Here is a 22174-nt window from a genome sequence, read left to right as displayed (position 1 = left end):
TTAAAAAAAGTCTATTTTATAGGTTTAAAAGATTAAATAATTCAACTACTTTTTCAAGCGATAATTGTTGAATTCTGATGTTATCATCTAAAGAAAGTTTTTGATATGCATCGTTAATTGCTTGTTGAGAATATTTAGTTTTAAGCGAAAAAGATAATTTTTTTCTTCTGGCTAAAAAACATAATTTAAAAAATTCACTCATTTGTTGATAGTTAATTGGATTTTTATTGAAAGTTAGGCTAATAATTGCAGAATCAACTTTAGGAGCAGGACTAAAGCTATTAGCTTTAACAATAAATTCAACTTTAGGTGTACAAACATAATTAGTAGTTAATGTTAATTTAGAATAATCATGTGAATTTACTTGTGCAACTAATCTTAAAGCAACTTCTTTTTGGACCATTAAGTAAGCTTTATCGAATTGATTTCTGTGTTCAAAAATTTTAAAAAGTATGTCTGAAGTTATATAGTAAGGAATGTTTGCGATAATTGAGTAATTTTGATATTCGTTGATATTAGCCTCTAGAAAATCTTGGTGAATGATTTGTAGATTTGGCGAAATTATTTCTTTATTAAGAACATCAACCATATCTTGATCTATTTCAAAACAAACAACTTTTTTAGCTAGTTGCGTTAATATTTTTGTAAGCGCACCTCTTCCTGGGCCAATCTCTAAAATATTTTTGTTTGTAGGATCACTAATTTGTATTATTTTGTTAATAACATTTGTGTCGGTTAAAAAATTTTGTCCAAATTTTTTCTTTGCATAAACATTTTTCTTCATTATTTAATATTAAACAACTCCCTTACGTTTTTATTAACTCTAGCAACAAATTTATCCATACCTATATTTAGAACTCCAGCGATGTAATAAGCTGTAAACATAACTTTATTAGGTTCGTTAATTTCATTTTTGAATGGATGTGGCCTTAAATAAGGCGAATCAGTTTCTGTTAAAATTCTTTCAAGCGGAATCATTTTAACAACTTCTCTTGTTTGTTGAGAAGAACCAAATGTTATAACACCACTAAAGCTAAAGTACGAATCAATTTCTAAAAACTTTTTAGCTATCTGTGTGTTTCCAGCGAAAGTATGCAACATATGTTTTACTTTATATTTTTTTAGTATTTCAAAAGCATCTTCATAAGCTAATCAAGTATTTTCCTTATCTCTAATATGAACCACAACAGGTAAATTCAATTCTTTAGCCAATTTAACTTGGTTTTCAAAACTAGCTATCTGTTCTTCTCTAGAAAGCGCGTCAGCGTAGTAATAATCAAGACCAATTTCACCGATTCCGACAATATCATCATTAATTAAATCTTTTATTAGTAAATAATCATCAGCCCCTTGAGAATCTTCAGGATGAATACCAATACAAGGTTGAATTAATTTTGAAAGATCTTTGTTTAAAGGGTTATCGGTATTTTTTAACATTTTTTTAAGTTCGATAATTTCTTTATTTTCTTGTCGATGTCCACCATTTAAGATTAAGAATTCGATATCATTTTCTAACATTTGTGTAAAGATATGATACATAGCATCGTATGAATAATATTTAGATGTAACATGTGCATGAGCATCAATAAATTTTGTATTTTTCTTTGACATATCTTTTTTATTATATAAAAAAGAATTAAAATCAATATAATAAGTTTATTGAAAAGGAGAACCATGCAAAAGTATTCATTAAAAGATAATTTTTATAAACACATAAACGAAGAATGAATGAAAAACGCTAAAATCCCAAGTGATAGATCAGGGATAGGTGCGTTTGTAGAATTAGATTTAGATTTAGAAAAAATATTAATTCAATTAACTAAAGATTGAGCAAATGGAACCAAACAAGTCAAATCAGCTGAATTGCAAGAGTTTGTCAAGTTCTATAAAATGTGCAACGACTGAGAAAAAAGAAACGAGTTATCAATTAAACCGGCATTAAAATTTTTAGAAAAAATCGATAATTTAGAAAGTTTTGCTGATTTAAACAAAAAATATAAAGAAATAAGAAAAATTTCTGCACTTATGCCTTTTGAGATTAGTGTATATTCAGACTTAAAAGACTCAAACAAACAAGTGTTATGATTTTCAACACCTTCATTATTAATGAACAAAGATATATACTCAGACGAAGAAAAATTACAAAAGTATTTAGATAAATGAAGTGAAGTGGCTAAAAAGCTATTATCATTCACAAACAAAAGTTCTCAAGAGATAGAAGTATTGATTCAAAAGGCAATTGAGTTTGATAAACTTTTAATCGAAAGTGCTTATTCAGCAGAAGAAAAAGCAAACATTCTTAATTTTTATAATGTTCACACTTTAGAACACATTCAAAACAATGTTAAAAACTTCGATGTAGAAAACATAATAAGCCAATTTATAGATGAAAAAGTTGATTATTTAATTTGTGAAAATAAAAGAATTTTAGATCATTTTGACAATATTTTTAGCGACGAAAATTTTGAAAAATTCAAAGCAATGGCTTACATTAGAAGTTTATTTACATATTCAGCACACTTAAGTGATGAGTTAAGAGTTATTTCGGGTGAATTTTCTCGTTTCTATAATGGTGTTAAAGAAGCGCAAAATTTAGAAAAATACACATTTAACGAAGCTTCTGGACCATTTAATATGGTAGTAGGATTAGAATATGGTAAAGAGTACTTAGGTGAAAAAGCTAAAAAAGACGTTGAAAACATGGTTTTTGAAATGATTTCTGTTTACAAAGAAAGATTGCAAAAAAATAATTTTTTAAGTCAGCCTACAATTGAAAAAGCAATTATAAAACTAAATAGCATTGAACCTATGATTGGTTATCCAGAAGTTATAGAGGAATATTATTCAAAATTAAAAACCAAAACATATGAACAAGGTTCAGATGTTTTAGAAAATATTTTGGAATTTTGAAACATAATTTATGAATATAACTTAAGTCAATACGGTAAAAAGAAAAATAAAAAGCTATGAAGTATGTCTCCTGCTGTAGTTAATGCATATTTTAACCCAACGTTAAATGTTATTGTCTTCCCTGCTGGTATTTTACAAGATCCTATGTATTCAGTTAAAAATTCTTCTTCAGCTAACTTTGGTGGAATTGGGGCTGTTATAGCGCATGAAATATCACACGCTTTTGATAATAATGGTGCAAACTTTGATGAAAACGGTAACTTAAATAATTGATGAAGTGATGAAGACAAAAAACGTTTTGAAGAAAGAACAAAAGCAGTAATTGATTTATTTGACGGTAGAGAAACTGATTATGGAAAATGCAACGGAACCTTAACTGTATCAGAAAATATTGCTGACATTGGTGGTTTTAAATGTGCTTTAGAAGCTGCTAAAAAAAGAAATGACTTTAATATTGAAGATTTCTTTAAACAATGAGCAATCATTTGAAGAGGAATCTATACTCAAGAAAGAGGTGAAAGATTGCTTCAAGAAGACGTACACGCACCTGTAGAATTAAGAGCCAACGTTCACTTAATGAATTGTAAAGAGTTTCAAGAATTTTATAATATAACCAAAGACGATAAAATGTTTTTAGACGAAAAAGACATGGTTGAAATTTGATAGTAAAAAAACACAAAAACCACTGTAAAACAGTGGTTTTTTATTAATATAAATAGTTGCTGATTAAAGAGTGTACGTGTTCATCGTCTTTAAATTCGTCATATGATTTTTTGGTTTTGATGGTTCATAAGTTGAATTTAAGTCCTAGTTTTTGATATTCTTTTTTATATTTTTTATAAAGTTTTTTGGATGGGTGTAAAAACTGACAAATTTTTAAAATTTCTTCTTTTGAAACCAAATTAAAATCTTTTTGTCTTCAGTATAAGAATCCTAGAATATATTTATTGTCTAATTCATACATAATTTGTAAGCTTTTAAAGTTAAAAGATGAAAAAACTAATTTATTCATATGGTTTTTATATTTAGATTGGATTAATTTATGAATAAGTTCTTCAATTCCTTGATAATGAATATCGTCTGTCTTAATTTCTATATTAATCATTTTGAAAACATTAATATATTTATCTAGAAATTCTTCTAATGTCATGATTTTTTGTGAAGGAATTCTTGAATTATAACATTTAGCATAATTTAATTCTCGTAATTGAGCAAGTGTTGAATCTTGAATTTTCAAATTAGTTTCTGCAGTTCTTTTTGTGGTTTCGTCATGAATAATTACCAATTGATTATCTTTTGTTAAGTGAATGTCCAATTCAACACCATCAAAACCAAATTGATGAGCTAAATCAAAAGCCAATTCTGTATTTTCTGGAGAAACTCCACAATAACCTCTGTGCGCTAAAAATAGTTGATTACGCATTTTGAACCTCTCTTCAACGACTGAATTGAATATTATATTTCTTGTTAAATCTAACATTTGAAATGTACACAGCAAGGGCAGCTAAAATTCCGATTAAAGCTATAGCGCAGCCGATAATGATCATTATTTGATATGCAAATGGATCAGTTACCATTTCGATACCGTAATCTTTTTCCTTTGTTATATAGTGATAAGTAGGAACTTTATATGATTCTGTTACAACAGAACCGATTTGACTTAATCACGCATCAGAACTAAAACCTATTAAAGAAAAAACAGCAGTTACAGTTCCGTATGAATTTTTTGGTGTATAGATTTCACCTTGTTGAGCGTATCTTAGTGTTACCATTATTCAAGAACAAGTAATAATCATAAAAAATATTATGTTCATTAATACAAATAAAAAGAAAAATAGAATTTTACGTTGTGTAGAAGCATCTTTTCCTAATCCATAATACTCTATAGCATTAAAAGGATTTTCTAAAGTTGCATTTCCTGCCTGAACTATTCCGGGCATAAACATGAAAACTAAAACTAAAATGATACCCACTCCGCTAGCAATGATTAATAATAAAATAAATGATTTAAATCTATCTGAAACTTTAGATATTAAACCACCTACAAGTAGTCTTAATCCATATACTCTAAAAGCAAACATTATAGTTAACACAGACGCAGGAATCAATAATGCTTCTGCGACAGTTGCCGCTAGTAATTGATTTAAATAATAAGAAAATGTACTTTGAAAAGTATACATTCCAAGTAAAAATATAGCTAAAGCTCATATTTTTCAGTCACTTAAAACTTGAGCAAGACTTTTTAGTGATGTTCCTGACTTAACGTCACTTTTGTTTTCTTTTACAAAAAACAACAACGCAAATCATAAAATGAACATGCTGAAACTAAACAATAGCATATATGAACCTGTAATTCAACTTGATACAACAACATTATCTTTAAAAGTATCTAGCAATGTTAAAACCACAAAACCAATAATACCTGTAAAAACAAAACCAATAAGACCAACAAAAGCCCCTTGAATACCATAAGCTAACCCTTGTTCTTCTTTTGTAGTTTGTTGAGAAACCAATTTTCAAAGAGGACTTCAGAAAAATGGAGTAGTGCTTATTCCTCATATAAAGAAAATAGCATAATATTGGTAGTTAAGTAAATATTTTTGTTCTGCTTGATAATTGTGACCACTTATAATTAAGGCAGCAAATCATAATGAAGCTATAAAAGTTAAAGCCACACCGATTAATAATAATTTTTTGTTTGAATATTTATCAGCTAATCAACCACCAGGTATTTGAGTTAAAAGAGTAACCCAACCTATAATTGCTGTTGCGTTTAATAAAACTGATTCTTCCACATGCATTTTTTGATAAAAATTGGGGATTGCACTTTTCATATAATAAGGAAGAGCAATAATAAATAAATCCAGACAAGCCAAAATAACTAAAGCCGCGATTTTTTTTCAACCCAATGATTTAATTTTTTGTTTTAATGTTACATTTTCCATATTAAATTACACACCTAAACTCGTTATCTCTAGGTTTAATGATCGCTATAACTATGTCTGTCACATAAAAACCTATAAACACCAAATAAAAAATTGATGCAAAAATTATTACGTTAACTTTTAAGTAGAAAAAACTTAATTCAGTTTCTTTTGAGTTAACGCCAGAAAAATTATTTTTTTGGGATACTCAGTACAAAAGAACTGAAAAAATAATAGGGACAACAAGAGTAAAAAATATTTTTACCCCAGATGAAACATATTTTTTTAAATAGATACGATCTAATCCTAAAAACCCTAAAAACGCGAATAAAACTAATAATTTTTTATTTAGGGTAGTGTTTTCTCCTTTACATCAATAATCAGGAATAATTTTTTGTTGAATTTGACCACTTTTTTCAAGCGCTCTCATCTTATCAATGTCTTGTTGAATTTCTTCGTTTGTTAGAAAAAAACGATTTTTTTTATTTTTCATAGTTGTTAAAAAAACTTTCGATAGCTTCAAGTGTTTGTTCTTTATTTTCGCGTCAAGGATTATGTCCACATTTAGGAACTTTTAAGATATCTGTGTTTGGTTTTACTGTTTCGAAATAACTGTAAATTTTTTTCTGGTTAATAATGTTATCGCTTTTACCACATAAAAGTCCAAGAGGTTTATCAAATTTTTTAATTAAACGACCTTCTTCTTTTAAAAGGGATTCGTCCATTAACTCTTTTCCTAATTCTTTGTACTGTGGAAAGAATTGTTTGTGTTCTTCTGCTCATTTAGCTGAATTCGCTCTAAATTCTTTATTCAATAAAGCTTTAAATGGTTTGTGATATGAATATTTAATAAATGTTATTTTTGACATTAATGTTGAATTAGAAAAAGCATATTCTAATTTATCTTTTATATCTAAAGTTGTTAAGTTAGCTGGCGAAATTAATAATATTCTATTAAGTCTGTCATAAATTCTTTGACTAATTAACATCGCCAACACCCCACCCATTGAGTGACCTATTAAATATATATTTGTAAGCTGTTTATCTTGTATGTATTTAACGATAATATCAGCAAATTGTTTGATATGCATAAGTTGCGGTGACATACCACTTTTTCCATGTGCTGGAAGGTTAATTGAATATATATTAAAAGAATCTTTAAATTTTTGTGTAATATCTTTTAAGTTATCAAAATCAGCTGTAATACCGTGGATTAAGAAAATGGTTTTATCAAAACCGTTAGGCATTTCAAGTGTTTCTAGTGTTGTACCTTCATAATCGTATTTTTTAATCATCATTCCTCCAATATAGAAAATCATAACACAAAAAGAACAACATAAAAAGAAATATGGAAATATTTACGAAATTTACTTTTTATATAATATAATTAACCTATAGAAAGGGGTGATTTTGAAAAAATTACTTGCGCTCAAAGAGTCAAAACCAATTTTGTGAAATATGATTATATTCGCAGTTGCAATGGTTATTTCTCAAACAGCGATTGAGAGTTTTAATGTAACTTCTACATTATTTACTTTAAAAACAACTGGTAGTGTTTGGCTTACTGTATTAGTTCAGGCGGCTAGATATTTACCTACATTGATAGCTTTTGGTGTTGCTCCAATAATTATTAAAAAAATAAATAATAAATCTATTATTGTTGTGAGTGAATACGTCAGCGCGATTTTAATATTTTTTGTAGCAGTTGTAGCTTTTAGCACTGAAGGAATTGATTATAAGGATAGAGCCATTACTCCCCTTATTATAGTTATATATATTGCTATTATTATTTGAAACATTTTTAATTCAGCTAGATTTTTAGCTCTTAAAAACATTGTTTATAGAATTTCAGAAAAAGAAGAAAATATTAACATTTACAACAGAATTAATAACTTCGCTACAAGTATAAGTTATTTAGTAGCTGCTCTTGTTAGTTTAGGGCTTGTAAGTTTAGTTCCATTCCCATGAATTTGTGTCATTTTAGGTATTTTTTACATAATTAGCCAGTTTTTATACTCAACTTTAATTGTTTATAAACATAATGTTGAAATTTCATCTAAACCACAAATTAAAAAACACTCAAAAACCATTATTTATACTTTATCAATTTTGGTTTTATTAGCTATATTTTCATCTATTACTTTTGTCCCACGTTTTGGAACAAACACACAATTTATGATTAATCTATTTTTAGAAATCAAAAACTCACCTGATGTTGAGTTTTGAGTTTCAATTTATTTAATTGTAATTGGTGCAGCTTTATGTTTTGGAAGTTTAGCGATATTCTTATTAGGTAAGAAAATTTTAATTAGTACATCAGTTATTTATGCTTTAATAACAATTGCTTTAGCTATTTTCTTTGTTTTTGCTTTTGGCGGATTAGGCACAAACGTAGGTTTATTTGGAAAAATAGAGTCTGATAAAGGTGTAGATTATAATAAAGCGATTTTTGATCAAGCGGTAATAACATGAGCGCACAAAAATAAAGCAGTGATGTTAAGTGTATTTTTAATTGTTACATTTATCCAATACTTTGTATTTAGTATGTTTTTACCTGTTTATTTTGATTATTCATATAGAACAGTACCAAGCGATAAATATGCATTTTTTGCGGCTTTAACTATGATTATTTTCCAATTAATGGGACTTATTTTCACAGTTATTATTACAGTTATTTTTAACAAAATTAATTTCCAAAGTGCTTATTTATTCTATGCTGTTATTGTGGGTGTGTTTGTTATTGCGGCTACTGTACTTAGTTTTGTACTTAAGGCAAGACAAATTAAATTTACTAAAGACCACCACATTAAAGCCGAAAACGAATTACTTTAATTCAAAAATTAAAACAAAAAATCTAATCCTAGTGGGATTAGATTTTTTATTAGTATTCCATAGCTTCTTCGTATTCTTGCAATGTTCCTCTAAATAAGAAACTTTTGCCTGGTTCTTGTAACTCTAAAATAACATCGGCACACTCGTTAACAAAAGCTCTATTGTATGTTGTGAAGATAGCTCCACCCTTGTAAGATTTAACTCCTTCGATAACACTGTCAATGCTTTCGCTATCTAAGTGATCAAGAGGTTGATCTAAAATAATAAAGTTACTTTCAAGTAACATCATTCTTGAAAACATTAATCTAGCTTTTTCTCCTCCACTAGTTACATTAACTTTTTTAAATACACTATCGTTAGAGAAAAGCATTCTTCCTAAGAATCCACGCATACGTGAGTCGCTATTATCTTTATTTTCTTTTATTTGATTTTCAAGTGGTCATTTACTAATTCATTCCAAAATAGTTTCGTTAGTTTCAAAATATTTAGAATTATCGTTAGGGAAGTAACTAAATTTAATAGTTTGTCCTCATTCGACACTTCCGCTAGTTGGTTGTAATTCTCCTGCTAAAATTTGTAATAATCTAGTTTTAGCAATATCATCTTCTCCGATAATAACCATTTTTTCACCAGGGTTTAAACTAAAAGATATGTTTTTGAATAATGTTTGACCTTTTTCGTTTGTGTAACTTAAGTTCTCAACATTAAGAATTTGTTTACCATGATCTCTATTCATATCTCAACGAACATATGGATATTTACGGTTTGATGGTTTAATTTCATCTAAAGTAATTTTATCTAAAAGTTTTTTTCTTGATGTGGCTTGTCTAGATTTAGAAGCGTTAGCTGAAAAACGAGCAATGAAGTCTTTTAATTTTTCAATTTGAGCTTCTTTTTTGTCGTTAGATGCTTTTATCATTTCTTTTGCTAATTCACTACTTTGTTTTCAGAATGAATAATTTCCTGTATAAATTCTAGCTTCGCTAAAATCTATATCAACTATATGAGTACAAATACTATCTAAAAACTCGCTATCGTGGCTAACGACTATAACAACATTAGGATATTCGATTAGAAAATTTTCTAACCATTTAATACTTCTTAAGTCAAGGTGGTTAGTTGGCTCATCCATGATTAAAATATCCGGATTACCAAATAAAGCTTTAGCTAAAAGAACTTTAATTTTTTGGTTAGCTGTTAATTCTTTCATTTTGACATGTCACTTGTCAGCGGGAATATTTAAGTTACTTAATAATTCTTGAGCATCGTTTTCAGCAGTTCAACCACCTAATTCCCCATATTTTTCCTCTAATTCACCAGCTAATGTGTAATCTTCCATAGTAGCTTCGGGATTAGCGTAGATAGCATCTTTTTGTTCCTTGATTTTGTACAAATCAGTGTTTCCCATTATAACCACTTCAGTCACGTCAATCTCATCATACTCATTATGATTTTGACTCAAAACAGAAATACGTTTGTTTTTTTCGATGTTGATACTTCCGCTAGTTTGTTCAATTTGACCTGAAAGTATTTTTAAGAATGTACTTTTTCCAGCTCCATTAGCCCCAATAATTCCGTATGTATTACCTTCTGTGAATTTTAAATTAACATTTTCAAAAAGTTTTTTGTCGCTAAAAACTTTTGATAAATTATTTACTTCAATCATTCACACCTCCATTTTTAATCTATCTTAAAATAATTATTTTAGTAATTAATAATTATTAATAAATATACCAAATTTAAAAATTTAAGTCCCACAAAAAAATAAAATGTGCTTTTTGCACATTTTAAAATTCTGTTTCTTGATCAATAATAAAATTTTTAAGCAATTCAATAAATTTTCTTTTAAGCATGAATGCTGATGATTTTATTCCTTTGTTTGTGTAGTAGTTAACAATTGAATTTTCGTTAGCTGTTTTATACACTTCATCAAACTTACCGTATTCATTAATATTTTCTTTTGTAGGATAGCTATCGATAATTTTTCTAAGTTTAGTTTCATCTAAACCAAAAGTATTAGCGAAATTAGAAATTCTATTTTCAGTTTTTTTGTATTTGTATTCATTTAAAATTTCGCTAAATTCTTTGTTTGGATCATATTCAAATCTTCCACTAATAATATCATGCAAAATTAGCTTGGCAAATTCTTGATCTTTAAAACTTAAAAAAGAAAAACCGGAAGTTAAATCCTCAATAATCTTGTTATTTTCAAGTGAGATTAATTGACTATTAGATTTAATTTCATTAATTGTATCTTTAAAAATTTTATTTAAATAATCTTCATCAATTCTACCTGTGTCTATTTCATGTATTGTTCTCATAATTTCGAAATCATAATATTCTTTTTCATGTTCATCAGTAGTTTTGATATTGACTATGTCACTAACTCTTGATTTAAGTGTCTCGTATTTTATTTCATCAAAAACTAGTTTTAGTGACTGATTTGGAGCCGACATTTTAATTTTTATATTTTTATTATAGTTACCAAATTTTAAACCTTGTAAAACTGCTGTTTGAATCGTAGATGTCAATGATTTGAAACAACTTAATATTTTTTGTTGAGTTTCGGAATCTGGAGGTAATTCTGAAAAGCCCTTAATACCTTGTGAATCAAAAATATCTTCAATCTCTCTGTATTTTAAGTTAATTTTAAGAATATTTTTCTCAATGCTATCAACAAAAACATTATGTTTTTGATCAGAAGCATATTTTTCGAAGGCATTTTCGATGTTTTCTTTCATTTTATAAACATATCTGTAGTATTTTATTATTCCGTGCTTTTTACTTGATATATGCGAAATTCTGTTTGTCCTACTAAAAGCTTGAATTAATGTGTGATATTCCATTAATTTATCTAAATAAATAGTATTTACTCATTTTGAATCATATCCAGTAAGCATTTGATCAACGACAATAACCATATTAAGTTGCTGATGACTCTTTGAAGGGTTATCAATACCAACATATGTATTTTTGTGTGCTAATCTATCGGCTACATCTTTTCTAAAAGCGTTTCAGCTTTTATAATCAAATTTAGTACCGTATTTTTGATTATAATCATTTAAGATTAAGTTAATGTTTTTTTCTTTTTCAACATTTTTTTTCGGATCTGCATATGCTAAAGATGAATCAAAGACACAAGTTACGCTTAATTTTGGTTGATCTGGTTCGAGTTTAGAATGATCCCTAAAGAGTTTATAATATGTGATTGCATCATCAATGCTGTTGGCAGCAAAAATTGCATGAAATGTATTAAAAGAACTATTTTTGTTTCAATCATTCAAAACATCTTGCACAACACAATCTTTATGATTTTTACCAAAATTTTGGTCGTCATCATAAAGATCTTTGATGGTTTTTTCGATAATGATATTATCTTGTTCAGCTCAATATTTATATGTTTTTTGTTGTCTTTCGCCAGGCATTTCATTTTGTGGTCTTGATGAACGTGAGTAATAATTTGCAAGTTTTTTTCTTGTATCATTATAATCAAATGTTTCTACCATGTAATGATCAAAAGGTAAAACATTTTTATCGATAATTCCATTTGCTATTAAATATTTGTGTAGCGGTTCTCCGAAAATATCTTTCGTTGTTGCTCCTTTGTTATTATTAACATCAAAAATAGGTGTTCCAGTAAAACCAAAAAACACCGACTTGGTAAATAAATTTTTAATATGTAACATCATTTCACCAAATGAAGAACGGTGACATTCATCAACAATAAAAACAATTCTTTTTTCATTGATTGTTTTGAATTCATTTGTACTTAAATTTTCTCTAAGTTTAATTTCTGACATTTTTTGAATGGATGTTACTATTAATGTGTCATTTGGATTTTTAGATTTTAATTTGTTGATTAAAGCATAAGTGTTTTCTGTTCCTTGTACATCGTTTTCATCACCGGCAAAACTACGATATTCATTAAGTGATTGGATCCCTAATTCAATTCTATCAGTCAAGAAAACAACTTTATCAGCTCGTCCAGAATTGGAAATTAATTGTGCCGTCTTAAAAGATGTCATAGTTTTTCCAGATCCTGTTGTATGTCAAATATAACCACCACCCTTATTTTTTATTGACGATGTTCCTCATAAATTCCCCATGTCAATTTTAGTAACTTTATCGCTAATTGCATTGCATGCGTAATATTGGTAACTTCTTAAAACTTTAAGAGTTTTTTCGTGTGTATCAGCAACTGTATAAAAACCAACTAATTGGTGCGCCATTGGAATTGATAAAAATAATGAAGCTATGTCGTCTCATTTATTCATAATTTTATTATCTGAATCAGCTCAGTGAAAATAGAAATTCTTGTTAAATTTTTCTTTGTTACCAGGGTTAGCAAAATAAAGTGTTTCTTCAGGTGTCATTGCGACAAAAATTTGGACTAAACCATAAATGCCACTAAAAATATCATCGCGATAATATTGTTCAATTTGATTATATGCTCTATAAATTGGGACACCACTTTTTTTTAATTCAATATGAATAAGAGGCATACCGTTAATTAATAATAATAAATCCCCGCGTTTATCTCTACCAACATCAGCTGAGTAAAATCTAGGTTCTTTAGCTATTTGATATGTGCTTTTACCACCGGCTATTTCGTTACGATCATAAATTTTTAGCGACACCTCTTTACCATAGTGTAATTTATCATCTGGATTATCTCTTTTTATAGAAATAGTTTTACCGTTAATTAATTGGTTAATTTTTCATGGTTCTTTAAGTTCGTTAATTTTTCTGATTATTTGATCCATTTCAGTATTTGTCAAAGGATAATTGCCTAAACGATCAATGTCACGATTATTTTTGTATAAAATATTTTTCCAGTTTTGTATTAAATCTTCTTTGGTTGGATAATTTAAAACTTCCTTATCCCAACCTCTTTGAGTTAATTTTTCAATAAGTTTATCTTGGAATTCTCTTTCGTTTTTAAAAGTCATTAAACCTCCGAAGGTCTCTAAAAATAAAAATACTTTTATGACTACAATAAAGCCATAAAAGTTATTTTTAAATTTATTTTTTTAATAATTCAATAAAATCATCAATTGCTTTTTTGTCATATTCGTCTGCATTTAAATCTTGTAAAAGGTCAATCAATTCATCTTGTGTTTGTCTAATTTGTTGATCAATACTAAATAAAGTGTCTTCGTATTTTTCTTGAATTTTAACCAAGCCATTTGAAATATTTTCTAAAGCGTTGTTTGGTAATTGGTTTAAATCTGTGATTAAAGGAGTAATTCATTTATCTTTTATCAATTCTAAAGCGTCTGAATCACTTAAGCTATCATACTGCTTATTTGTTTGATTTTCTAAATCAAAAATAATTGTTTTTAAGGTTTTATTTAAAACTTTTTTATTTTCTTCGTTTTTGTAAATTTCAAGAACTTTTGATTCAAATGAATCTGGGTTTTCTTCAGCAACTTTTTCAAAGTTTTTAATTTCTTTCTTAACTGTTTTATAGTCTAATTTAGAAAAATCTTCGTTAAATAAGCTAGTGTATTTTTCTTTTGAATCCTCATCTATATCAGCATAAAACTCTTGGGCTTTAGTATCAATATTTTCGATTTGTAAATTTAGATTTTTAATCTGATCAAGTAAGTCAGTCATTTTTAATTTTTGAACCAACTCAAAAGGTATTACTTTACCGATAAAACCTTTTTGGATTTCCATTTTTTTGCTTGAATCGTAAATTCAATTTGGAGACACTTGTTTTATTGATTCAAAGCCTTCAAGTTTAATGTTTTCAACATCTGTAGAAATCACTTTTCAGTGTTTTTCTAATATTTCAAAAGCGTCGTAATAATCAATTAAATTATGCTCTTTAAGTAAATTCTTAAGTTTATCTAAAATATCTTTTTTATCTTTATTTAAGTCTATTTGATCAATATTATCTTTTAATTTGTTAATTATTTGTTTTTCAATTAAATCTTCTAAATCTTCGGTAGATTTTTTGAATTGATTAATGTAATCTTGAATTTGTTGATTATTTAAAATAACTTCAAAAATATTATCTTTAATTAATGGTTTAGAATAGTTTGAATTAATTTCTTCGTACAAATCAGCCTTTAAGGTAGAGAAATGATTTCAAAGATTTTGGTATTTTTGAAGTTCTGAATTAGGGACGTTACCATTTAATAAAGAATATAAATCGCTAGTTTCTTTTTTATCTGAAGAATCGACATATCTAGGTATATTTAAGTTATATTCGTTATTTCTAATTTCGTCTCTTGTTACTAGATTAGAAAACCCAGGAATAATTGCTTTTTCAGTAAAAACATCAACTATTCTTTGAATATCACTAGCACGTAATTTGTTATTTGTAGCTTCTTTTATAAAGTGTTTTGAAGCGTCAATAAATAAGACTTTATCATCTTGTTTATTTTTTCTTAAAACCATAATAATTGTTGGAATACCTGTTCCGTAAAATATATTATTTGGTAATCCGATTATTGCGTCAATGTTATTACTTTCGATAAGTTGTTTACGAATTTTACCTTCTTCGTTTCCTCTAAATAAAACTCCGTGAGGTAAAACGATTGTCACGATTCCGCTTGTCTTAGTGTGATATAAATCATGAAGTAAAAATGCGTAATCAGCCTTAGATTTAGGAGCGACACCATAACCGGCAAAACGTGGGTCATTTTCTTTGTTGACATTGTCTCACTCAAGTGAATATGGAGGGTTAGAAACAACTGCATCAACATGTAAAGGAGATTTATCAATATCACTAGAAACAGGTCAATCTTCTCTTAAAGTGTCATCGTTTCTAGTGTGGATATTATCTATTAAAATACCACGCATAATCAAGTTCATTCTTGTTAAGTTATATGTAGCCTTTTTAATTTCTTGAGCAAAATATTTAATTTTATCTGGATTTATGTATTTAGACATACTTTTACCAATTGTTATTAAAAGAGAACCAGAACCTGAAGTTGGATCGTAAATATCAACAGTTTCATTATGATCTTTTAAGTGTGAAGCAACAATTTCAGACATTAAAACAGACACTTCATGAGGTGTATAGAATTCCCCAGCTTTCTTTCCTGCGTTAGCGGCAAACATAGAAATTAAATATTCATAAATAAAACCTAACATGTCATAATCTTGAACTTTTTGCATTGGTATTTCGTTGATCAATTGAATAATTGATAAAGCTTCACGACTTTGATCTGCATCAGTTTTACCTAAATTTGATAATGAGTTTTCTAAAGTGTCAAAAATATTTTCAAATAACTTTTTGTGTTTGCTTATATTACGGTTAAAAGCTGAAAGAGCAACCCTAACATCACTTATGTTGAATGTTTGACCTTTAGATATTCATGTAGAAAATAAATTTTGATAGCTGATAAAATATCCCAATTCACCTCTAACAGAAGAAATAAACTCATAATCTTCTTTATCTTTAGTGCTTAATTCATTTCATTTGCTGGATTCTTTAATGGAATCAGGAAAGTTTTTATCTTCTACATTTTTGTAAAATTCTATATCTTCATCTGAAAACAACTTTTCAACTTTTTCGGACAAAAATTTATAAAAAATAAAACCTAAAATAAAGTCTTTGTATTCATCAGCCTCAATATATTTACGTAGGTTATTGGCGGCTGTTCAAATTTTGCTAGCTAATTGTTGTTTATTCATTTATGCTCCTTAATAAATTAATATTATTATACTTTAATAGAAGTTATAAATCATTAAAAAAGAGGCAAATTGACTATCGTTTAACGAAATTAAAATTGACCAACTATTTTTTCCAATTTTCCGCAAATACTGCAAAATGTGGAAATTTCTAGAATAAGTAATTAAGGTTAATAAAATTAATATATGAAGAGCTCTAAAAAAATAATTTTATTAATTAAATCTATGTTATTGTTGTGCGCTACATCGGTTTTTATAAGTGGTTGCGCCCAAACAAAAAACGAGTATAAAAAAGATAGCGATATTAACACTGATCAAGAAAATAAAAACAGTCATAGTGACGTTTTGGTCGAACAAAAAAATGATTCAAATTCACAAACACAAAACGCCAAATCTAAGAATGATAATAATCTTGAAAATACCCTACAAACAGAAGAGAAATCACAAAATTTTAACACTGAAAACGAACGTGAATCACAAACCACTAATGAAATTTCGGTTCAAGAAAATAGTTCTTTAGATTCTAATTCAACTACAAAAAAAGAGAAAAAAGATTCTAAAGAAACAGAGGAATTTAAACAAAATGAACAAAATGAAAGCACTATCGATAAAAGTGTTGTAGATTCTATTTCTATTAAAAATAACGATGAATCATCAAACACTTCTGAAAAAGATAAAAGTGATAATAATCCAAATGATACAGTTTATGAACAAGAAAAGTCAAATGAAAATAATAATCAAAAGCAAACAGAAGAAAACAATACTTTAGAAGATTCAGTAGATAAAAAAGATTTAGATGTACAAAATAATGAAAATGAGGAAGACAATAATCAAAAAGAAAAACAAACCGATGAATCAACTCAAAAACAAGAAGAATCAACACTAAAATACGATAGTAATCAACAAGAATTAACAGATCAACCAGATACAAAAATAGAGCCTAATACACAAACAAAAGAAGAAATTAATCCTCAAAAAGAAAACGATTTATCTATTGAAGAAGCTAATAATACTCAACAAGAGAATCTTCAAACTAGTGAAGAGATCGTAGATAATACAAAAAATAATGAAACAAATATTCAAATAATAAAAGAACATGAAGAAAAAGAAAACTTAAGTGATAATAACACACAAAACACAAAATCAGACAAAAGTGAAGAAACTTCTATAGATTCGGATACACAAAAAGAAGTTATTATTTCTGATTCTTCAACAAACAACAATCAATTACCAAAAGATAATTCATCAGTTGATATACCTGAAAATACCGAAACAAATTTAGAAAAAAATATAGATGTACAAAATGACGAAAATATAAGTGAAACAGAGATAAAAGCAGAAGATAATTTAGATAATAATCCCCAAGATAATTCTAAAAAATCAACAGAAGAATTAATAAAAATTGAAAATATCGAAAATCAAAATAAAGAAAATCAGCCCGAAAAAAGAACAGAAGATAATAATCAATTTATAAACACAGAAAATATAGAAAAAAACCAAAGAGGAAATAGATTAAGCGAAAAACAAAAAGAGCAAATCGAAAAAATTATTGATCCTGATTATGTGCCTTTTGAAAGAATTTACTCTAAATTTGATCGTTTAGTTTGATTGGCACAAAAAAATAAATTATTTGACTTAAGATTAACTCAAGAAGAATTTTTTAACCTTAAAAAACAGGCTCAAAACTCTTCAAACAAAAAAGTCAGAATATTTTATTCTGATGAACAAAATTCTTTTTATATTGAAAAAAGTAACTATTTTTTAAGTGGTTTTGCTTTTAACAAAAGAATTTCCAAAAAAATTGATTTTGCAAAAATTAAAGAGAATTTTGGTGCTTATCCTATTAGCGGATACGCTAGAAAAGGCGGTTTTTATTTTGAGGCAGAATTAAAAAATAATGATTTAGTTTTAAGATATGCCATATATGATTTAGAAGATGAATCAACTAGAAGAGCTAAAAAAAGCGAGCAATTTGAATATGTTATTAGTCCAAATACTTTGGAAGATAATGAAGAAACACTTGAAGATGATGTAAAAGAGATTTTGCTTGAGAGCGCCCAAAATGAAGAATTTGATCAACAAAACAATGAAAATCCAAACAAAGCTAATATAAATGTTGATTCTGTAGAAAACAATAATTTAACAGACCCAAAAAAATTAAATATAACTGCGCCAAAGCCATTAAATAAAACAAATAATACTTTAAGAATAGGTCACTGAAATGTACTCAATCTATCTGAATTAAAACCAGGGATAAATGATGTTAAATATTACACAATTCCAAATATTATTAAACATATAAATGTTGATTTAATTGGTTTAACGGAAATAAATTTTAATTCTTACCAGGCAGTAATTGATTTAAGAAATAAACTCAATGAAATAGATGCAGAAAGTAAATGAGAATACTTATATCAACCAACCAGTGAGTCTAACAATCACAAAAGTAGCGAAAAAACATATGAACACATAGGTATACTTTATAAATCTACTTTATTTGAACCACAAAAATTCACTAACAACAAAATTGGTGATACTTTTAACCAAAGTATTAATAATATAGTCTCAAATCAAAAAATCTTTTATAAAAGAAACCCGTACGGGGCTAATTTTAAAATTAAAAACACTACAAAAACCATAACAACAGTTTTTGCTCATTTAGATAGTCCTGGATCTAAAAGTGGTGAGAAAACAATCAGTAAAAACACAAAAATAAAAGATAAAAATGTAGTATTTAATCAATCAGCAGGAGAAATTGAATCCTCAGAAGCTTATGAATTAAAAAAAGTAATGGATTATTTTGATAATATTGATGGTGATTCAACATTAATATTTGGTGGAGATACAAATATTAAAGAAGGTAATTCTTCAATATTTAGTCCGCTTATTAGTAACGGTTATACATTAGCTTTTGGCGATCAACAAAAACATGCAACTTCTCTTTCTAAAAGCTTAAACAAATATTCGCAACCATATGACAAAATTATTTTTAAAGAACACCAAGTAGATATCATTTCAGAAGACGAAGCTGATTCAAAATTTACATTTATGTACGATATCTGAAAAGCTTATGAATCATTATTAGATAAGCAAAAAGCTATAGAATTAATTAAAAACAAAGAAAAAATAAACGACATTAATTTAGTTAGAAATTATATTTCTGACCACGCACCAGTTTTTGTTGATGTTAAATACTAAAAAAACGCATCCATTAGTGGATGTGTTTTTTGTGCGATTGATAGCTATTTTTTGTTGGTTTCTAATTCTTTAAGCTCTTTTAGTCATTTTTGCAATTTATCTTCGTCGACTTTTAAAAAATTAGTTTCAAAATCAAAAGTAAAACCTCTTAAAGTTTTAGGATCGTAACTAGCAAGAAAATCTTTTTCTACTTGATCATAATTTTTCATCTTTTCTTTAAGTTCAGGAATTTGATCAATATATTTTCTAAATTCAGGATCTTTTGCTAATTCAAAAGGTAAAAACTTAGGTTGATAATCTTTAATAGGTTCTTGGTTTTTTCTTGAGTGAGCTAATAAAATCGACATTTCTTTATTTATTCTTGCATAATCTTCAAAATAAGATCGTGAGGTATTTATTTTTTGGTCGCCAAGCTTAAGTTTTAATTTTTTAACTTTTGCGTTTAAAAGTGCATTTATTTCTTGGTCGAGTTTAAAATTTAAAAAACCTTTGTTTTTATTAAATTTATCAATAAAATTTTTGATTTGTTCAGGCGTTAATAGCGATTCATAAAAATCTTCATTAAATAAGCGATCAATATTTTTGTCTAATGAAGCATAAACTTGAGGTTTTATAAAAGGAACATTTTCAAATAATTGCATATGTCATTCAAATTCATGCTGCGGCAAAGATTGTTTAAGAAGTTTATAAATTTCTTTTGTTGGATTTAAACTTTCTTGAGAAACATATAAATTAGGATTTAAGTTGTAATCATTTGATTGAATAGTATTTATATGAACAATATTTGAAAAATATTCTTCGAAGATTTTGTTTTGATATGTGTGCACTATTTTTTTAATATCATGAGGACCTAATTGTATTTTATCGTATTGATTTATAAAATATTTGGACGCGTCAATAAACATCACTCTTTGTTCTTGTTTGTTTTTGTTTAAGATCAAAAGAGCATTTTGTATAGAAGAAATTTCAAATATATTGTCACTTAAAGATATTACAGCCTCTAGATAATTATTATCAATTAAAAATTTAGCGCTTTGAGATATAAATGACTTATCTTCCAAAATATTATTTGGTATTACTAAAAAAGCATAACCATCTTGATCTAAGTTTTCAATTATATTTTTCAATAACTCATAATATTTATCCAAAACATCCGCGCTTGAGTAATTTTGCATTGAATCATTAAGTTGTTTGATCCATAAAAAATTATTATTTACTACGATATTAAATTTATCTGGTGAGACAACACAACTAAATAAATGTTCACTGTCTAATTGATGAATGTTGTTAGTATATATTCCACTTATAATCAAAAGCATTTTGCAGATATTTAAACTACATTGAGCATCAGGACTAATAAAGTGATTTATATTTATTGCTTCAACATTGTTTTTAAGTTCCTGATTACACAAAAGCGAAAGCTCAGCAGCATTTGGAAAAATTTCTCAAACTTTGATTTTTTGATTTTCTTGCTTAAATAGTAACGGCATAAATTTACTAATAAGCACGCTTATTTGATATTGCGCATTCAATAAACCTAAATTTATTTTGTTTTGGTCTAATTTTAAAAAATCAAATAAATATAAGCAAGCAAATTTAGCAAAATCACATGGATCAGTTTTTTCAAACTTAACTTTATTAATCACTTGAATTAAGTTACTAAGCGAATTAGATTCAAATCCATCAACATTAATAATTTTTTTAATAACAAAATCTAACTTGTCAAAAATATTAGCGTATACAAATTTTTTGTTCGGACTAATATTTTGATTAAATTCTTTTATAACCAGCAACACATCTAAGTTTTCAAGATTTTTATTTTTACAAACAAGTGTGCTAAAAAGATTATTAGAACTTAAAAAATATCCACTTTTTTCAATAACTTTATTTTTGAAGTTTTGAATATTTGTTTTTACCTGTTGATTATTAAATTCATCTTCTTGCTCTTGGTCAATATTAAATTTCGTTATTTTGTATATTTTTTTATATTTCTCAGGAATATAGTTTTCTAACTTATCACTAATATATTTTAAAAATATCAAACCAAAAATAAGTTCGCCTATCTCTTCTTTGTTTAGAATTTTTCTAAACTCTAGTGAATGTTTAGAAATTACATATATTAACTGACTTTTATTCATTTATACTCCTATATTAATATAAATATATAAACCATACTAAAATTATACTTTTTAATTTTTATTAATTTGTAAGCATATGTTTTAATTTCTTTATAAACAATGCCAGAAATTTAAATTATTTTTAATAAGCGGAAATTATTATTAAAAGCAAGCAACACTCCGGAACGAAACAAACTCACAAAGTTTCTTATTTTTTTCATTTGGTGTTTTTATTTTTTTGCTATAATTTTTTTACACATTTATCAAGAAGCATTTTAAATTAAGGTATCTTTATAAAATAGCAAAAAAATTAAAATAATTATTTGAAATTCTTTTAAAATGTGCTAAAATAATTTAGCTGCAAATAATGACAGCATTATGTTCTTTGAAAACTAGATATACAAAACATGACAGTCAATTTTTTCGAGAGTTTGATCCTGGCTCAGGATGAACGCTGGCTGTGTGCCTAATACATGCATGTCGAGCGGAGTTCTTCGGAACTTAGCGGCGAATGGGTGAGTAACACGTACTTAACGTACCTTTTAGACT

At 27.1% G+C, this 22174-nt stretch carries 13 protein-coding genes and 1 rRNA gene; 4 read left to right on the top strand and 10 right to left on the bottom strand.

What is annotated here, in order from left to right:
* Positions 1–16: 16 nt before the first annotated feature.
* Both rsmA and V2E24_RS01465 read right to left on the bottom strand, forming a co-directional pair.
* Positions 17–784, bottom strand: coding sequence for a 16S rRNA (adenine(1518)-N(6)/adenine(1519)-N(6))-dimethyltransferase RsmA (gene rsmA, locus V2E24_RS01470; RefSeq protein WP_330500659.1), 768 nt, complete (start codon positions 782–784; stop codon positions 17–19).
* Positions 784–1611, bottom strand: a complete 828-nt coding sequence (locus V2E24_RS01465) for a TatD family hydrolase (RefSeq protein WP_330500658.1) — start codon at positions 1609–1611, stop codon at positions 784–786. The genes rsmA and V2E24_RS01465 overlap by 1 nt, the downstream gene beginning before the upstream one ends.
* A 63-nt stretch (positions 1612–1674) precedes the next feature.
* On the opposite strand from V2E24_RS01465, the gene V2E24_RS01460 reads away from it, so the two are divergent.
* Positions 1675–3576 carry a M13 family metallopeptidase gene (locus tag V2E24_RS01460; RefSeq protein ID WP_330500657.1) on the top strand — a complete coding sequence of 634 codons (1902 nt, stop codon included), beginning with the start codon at positions 1675–1677 and terminating at the stop codon, positions 3574–3576.
* Between the two features lie 40 nt (positions 3577–3616).
* Here V2E24_RS01460 and V2E24_RS01455 read toward each other — a convergent pair whose 3' ends face one another.
* The 4 genes from V2E24_RS01455 to V2E24_RS01440 are packed head-to-tail and all read right to left on the bottom strand — an operon-like array spanning position 3617 to position 7129.
* Positions 3617–4333: a glycerophosphodiester phosphodiesterase family protein gene (locus tag V2E24_RS01455; protein ID WP_330500656.1), complete on the bottom strand. Its 717-nt coding sequence runs from the start codon at positions 4331–4333 to the stop codon at positions 3617–3619.
* On the bottom strand, positions 4326–5855 hold the full coding sequence (locus V2E24_RS01450; protein WP_330500655.1) for an MFS transporter: 1530 nt from the start codon (positions 5853–5855) through the stop codon (positions 4326–4328). Before V2E24_RS01450 ends, V2E24_RS01455 begins: the two co-directional genes overlap by 8 nt.
* Position 5856: 1 nt before the next feature.
* Positions 5857–6327 (bottom strand): MraY family glycosyltransferase, encoded by a 471-nt coding sequence (locus V2E24_RS01445; protein WP_330500654.1) that lies wholly within the window; start codon positions 6325–6327, stop codon positions 5857–5859.
* Positions 6317–7129, bottom strand: a complete 813-nt coding sequence (locus V2E24_RS01440; protein WP_330500653.1) for an alpha/beta fold hydrolase — start codon at positions 7127–7129, stop codon at positions 6317–6319. The genes V2E24_RS01445 and V2E24_RS01440 overlap by 11 nt, the downstream gene beginning before the upstream one ends.
* A 115-nt stretch (positions 7130–7244) precedes the next feature.
* Between V2E24_RS01440 and V2E24_RS01435 the strand changes: the two genes are divergently transcribed.
* Positions 7245–8666, top strand: coding sequence for an MFS transporter (locus V2E24_RS01435; RefSeq protein ID WP_330500652.1), 1422 nt, complete (start codon positions 7245–7247; stop codon positions 8664–8666).
* Between the two features lie 49 nt (positions 8667–8715).
* Here V2E24_RS01435 and V2E24_RS01430 read toward each other — a convergent pair whose 3' ends face one another.
* The 3 genes from V2E24_RS01430 to V2E24_RS01420 all read right to left on the bottom strand — a co-directional run bounded on the left by V2E24_RS01430 (position 8716) and on the right by V2E24_RS01420 (position 16313).
* Positions 8716–10332 carry an ABC-F family ATP-binding cassette domain-containing protein gene (locus tag V2E24_RS01430; protein ID WP_330500651.1) on the bottom strand — a complete coding sequence of 539 codons (1617 nt, stop codon included), beginning with the start codon at positions 10330–10332 and terminating at the stop codon, positions 8716–8718.
* 121 nt (positions 10333–10453) lie between these two features.
* The gene (locus tag V2E24_RS01425; protein WP_330500650.1) at positions 10454–13615 is read right to left on the bottom strand and encodes a type I restriction endonuclease subunit R; all 3162 of its coding nucleotides are present in this window, start codon (positions 13613–13615) and stop codon (positions 10454–10456) included.
* Positions 13616–13688: 73 nt separating this feature from the next.
* Complete coding sequence (locus tag V2E24_RS01420) at positions 13689–16313, bottom strand: type I restriction-modification system subunit M (protein WP_330500649.1); 2625 nt, start codon at positions 16311–16313, stop codon at positions 13689–13691.
* A gap of 183 nt (positions 16314–16496) precedes the next feature.
* Here V2E24_RS01420 and V2E24_RS01415 point away from each other — a divergent pair, with 183 nt between their 5' ends.
* Positions 16497–19508: an MnuA family membrane nuclease gene (locus V2E24_RS01415; RefSeq protein WP_330500648.1), complete on the top strand. Its 3012-nt coding sequence runs from the start codon at positions 16497–16499 to the stop codon at positions 19506–19508.
* Positions 19509–19552: 44 nt separating this feature from the next.
* Here the strand turns inward: V2E24_RS01415 and V2E24_RS01410 are convergent, their stop codons facing one another.
* Complete coding sequence (locus V2E24_RS01410; RefSeq protein WP_330500647.1) at positions 19553–21646, bottom strand: N-6 DNA methylase; 2094 nt, start codon at positions 21644–21646, stop codon at positions 19553–19555.
* A 398-nt stretch (positions 21647–22044) separates the two neighbouring features.
* Here V2E24_RS01410 and V2E24_RS01405 point away from each other — a divergent pair.
* Positions 22045–22174, top strand: a 16S ribosomal RNA gene (locus V2E24_RS01405); the annotation flags it as partial.

The organism is Mycoplasmopsis ciconiae, assembly GCF_036350065.1.
GTDB lineage: Bacteria > Bacillota_I > Bacilli_A > Mycoplasmatales > Metamycoplasmataceae > Mycoplasmopsis > Mycoplasmopsis ciconiae.
This window is presented reverse-complemented; position numbering and strand designations above follow the sequence as displayed.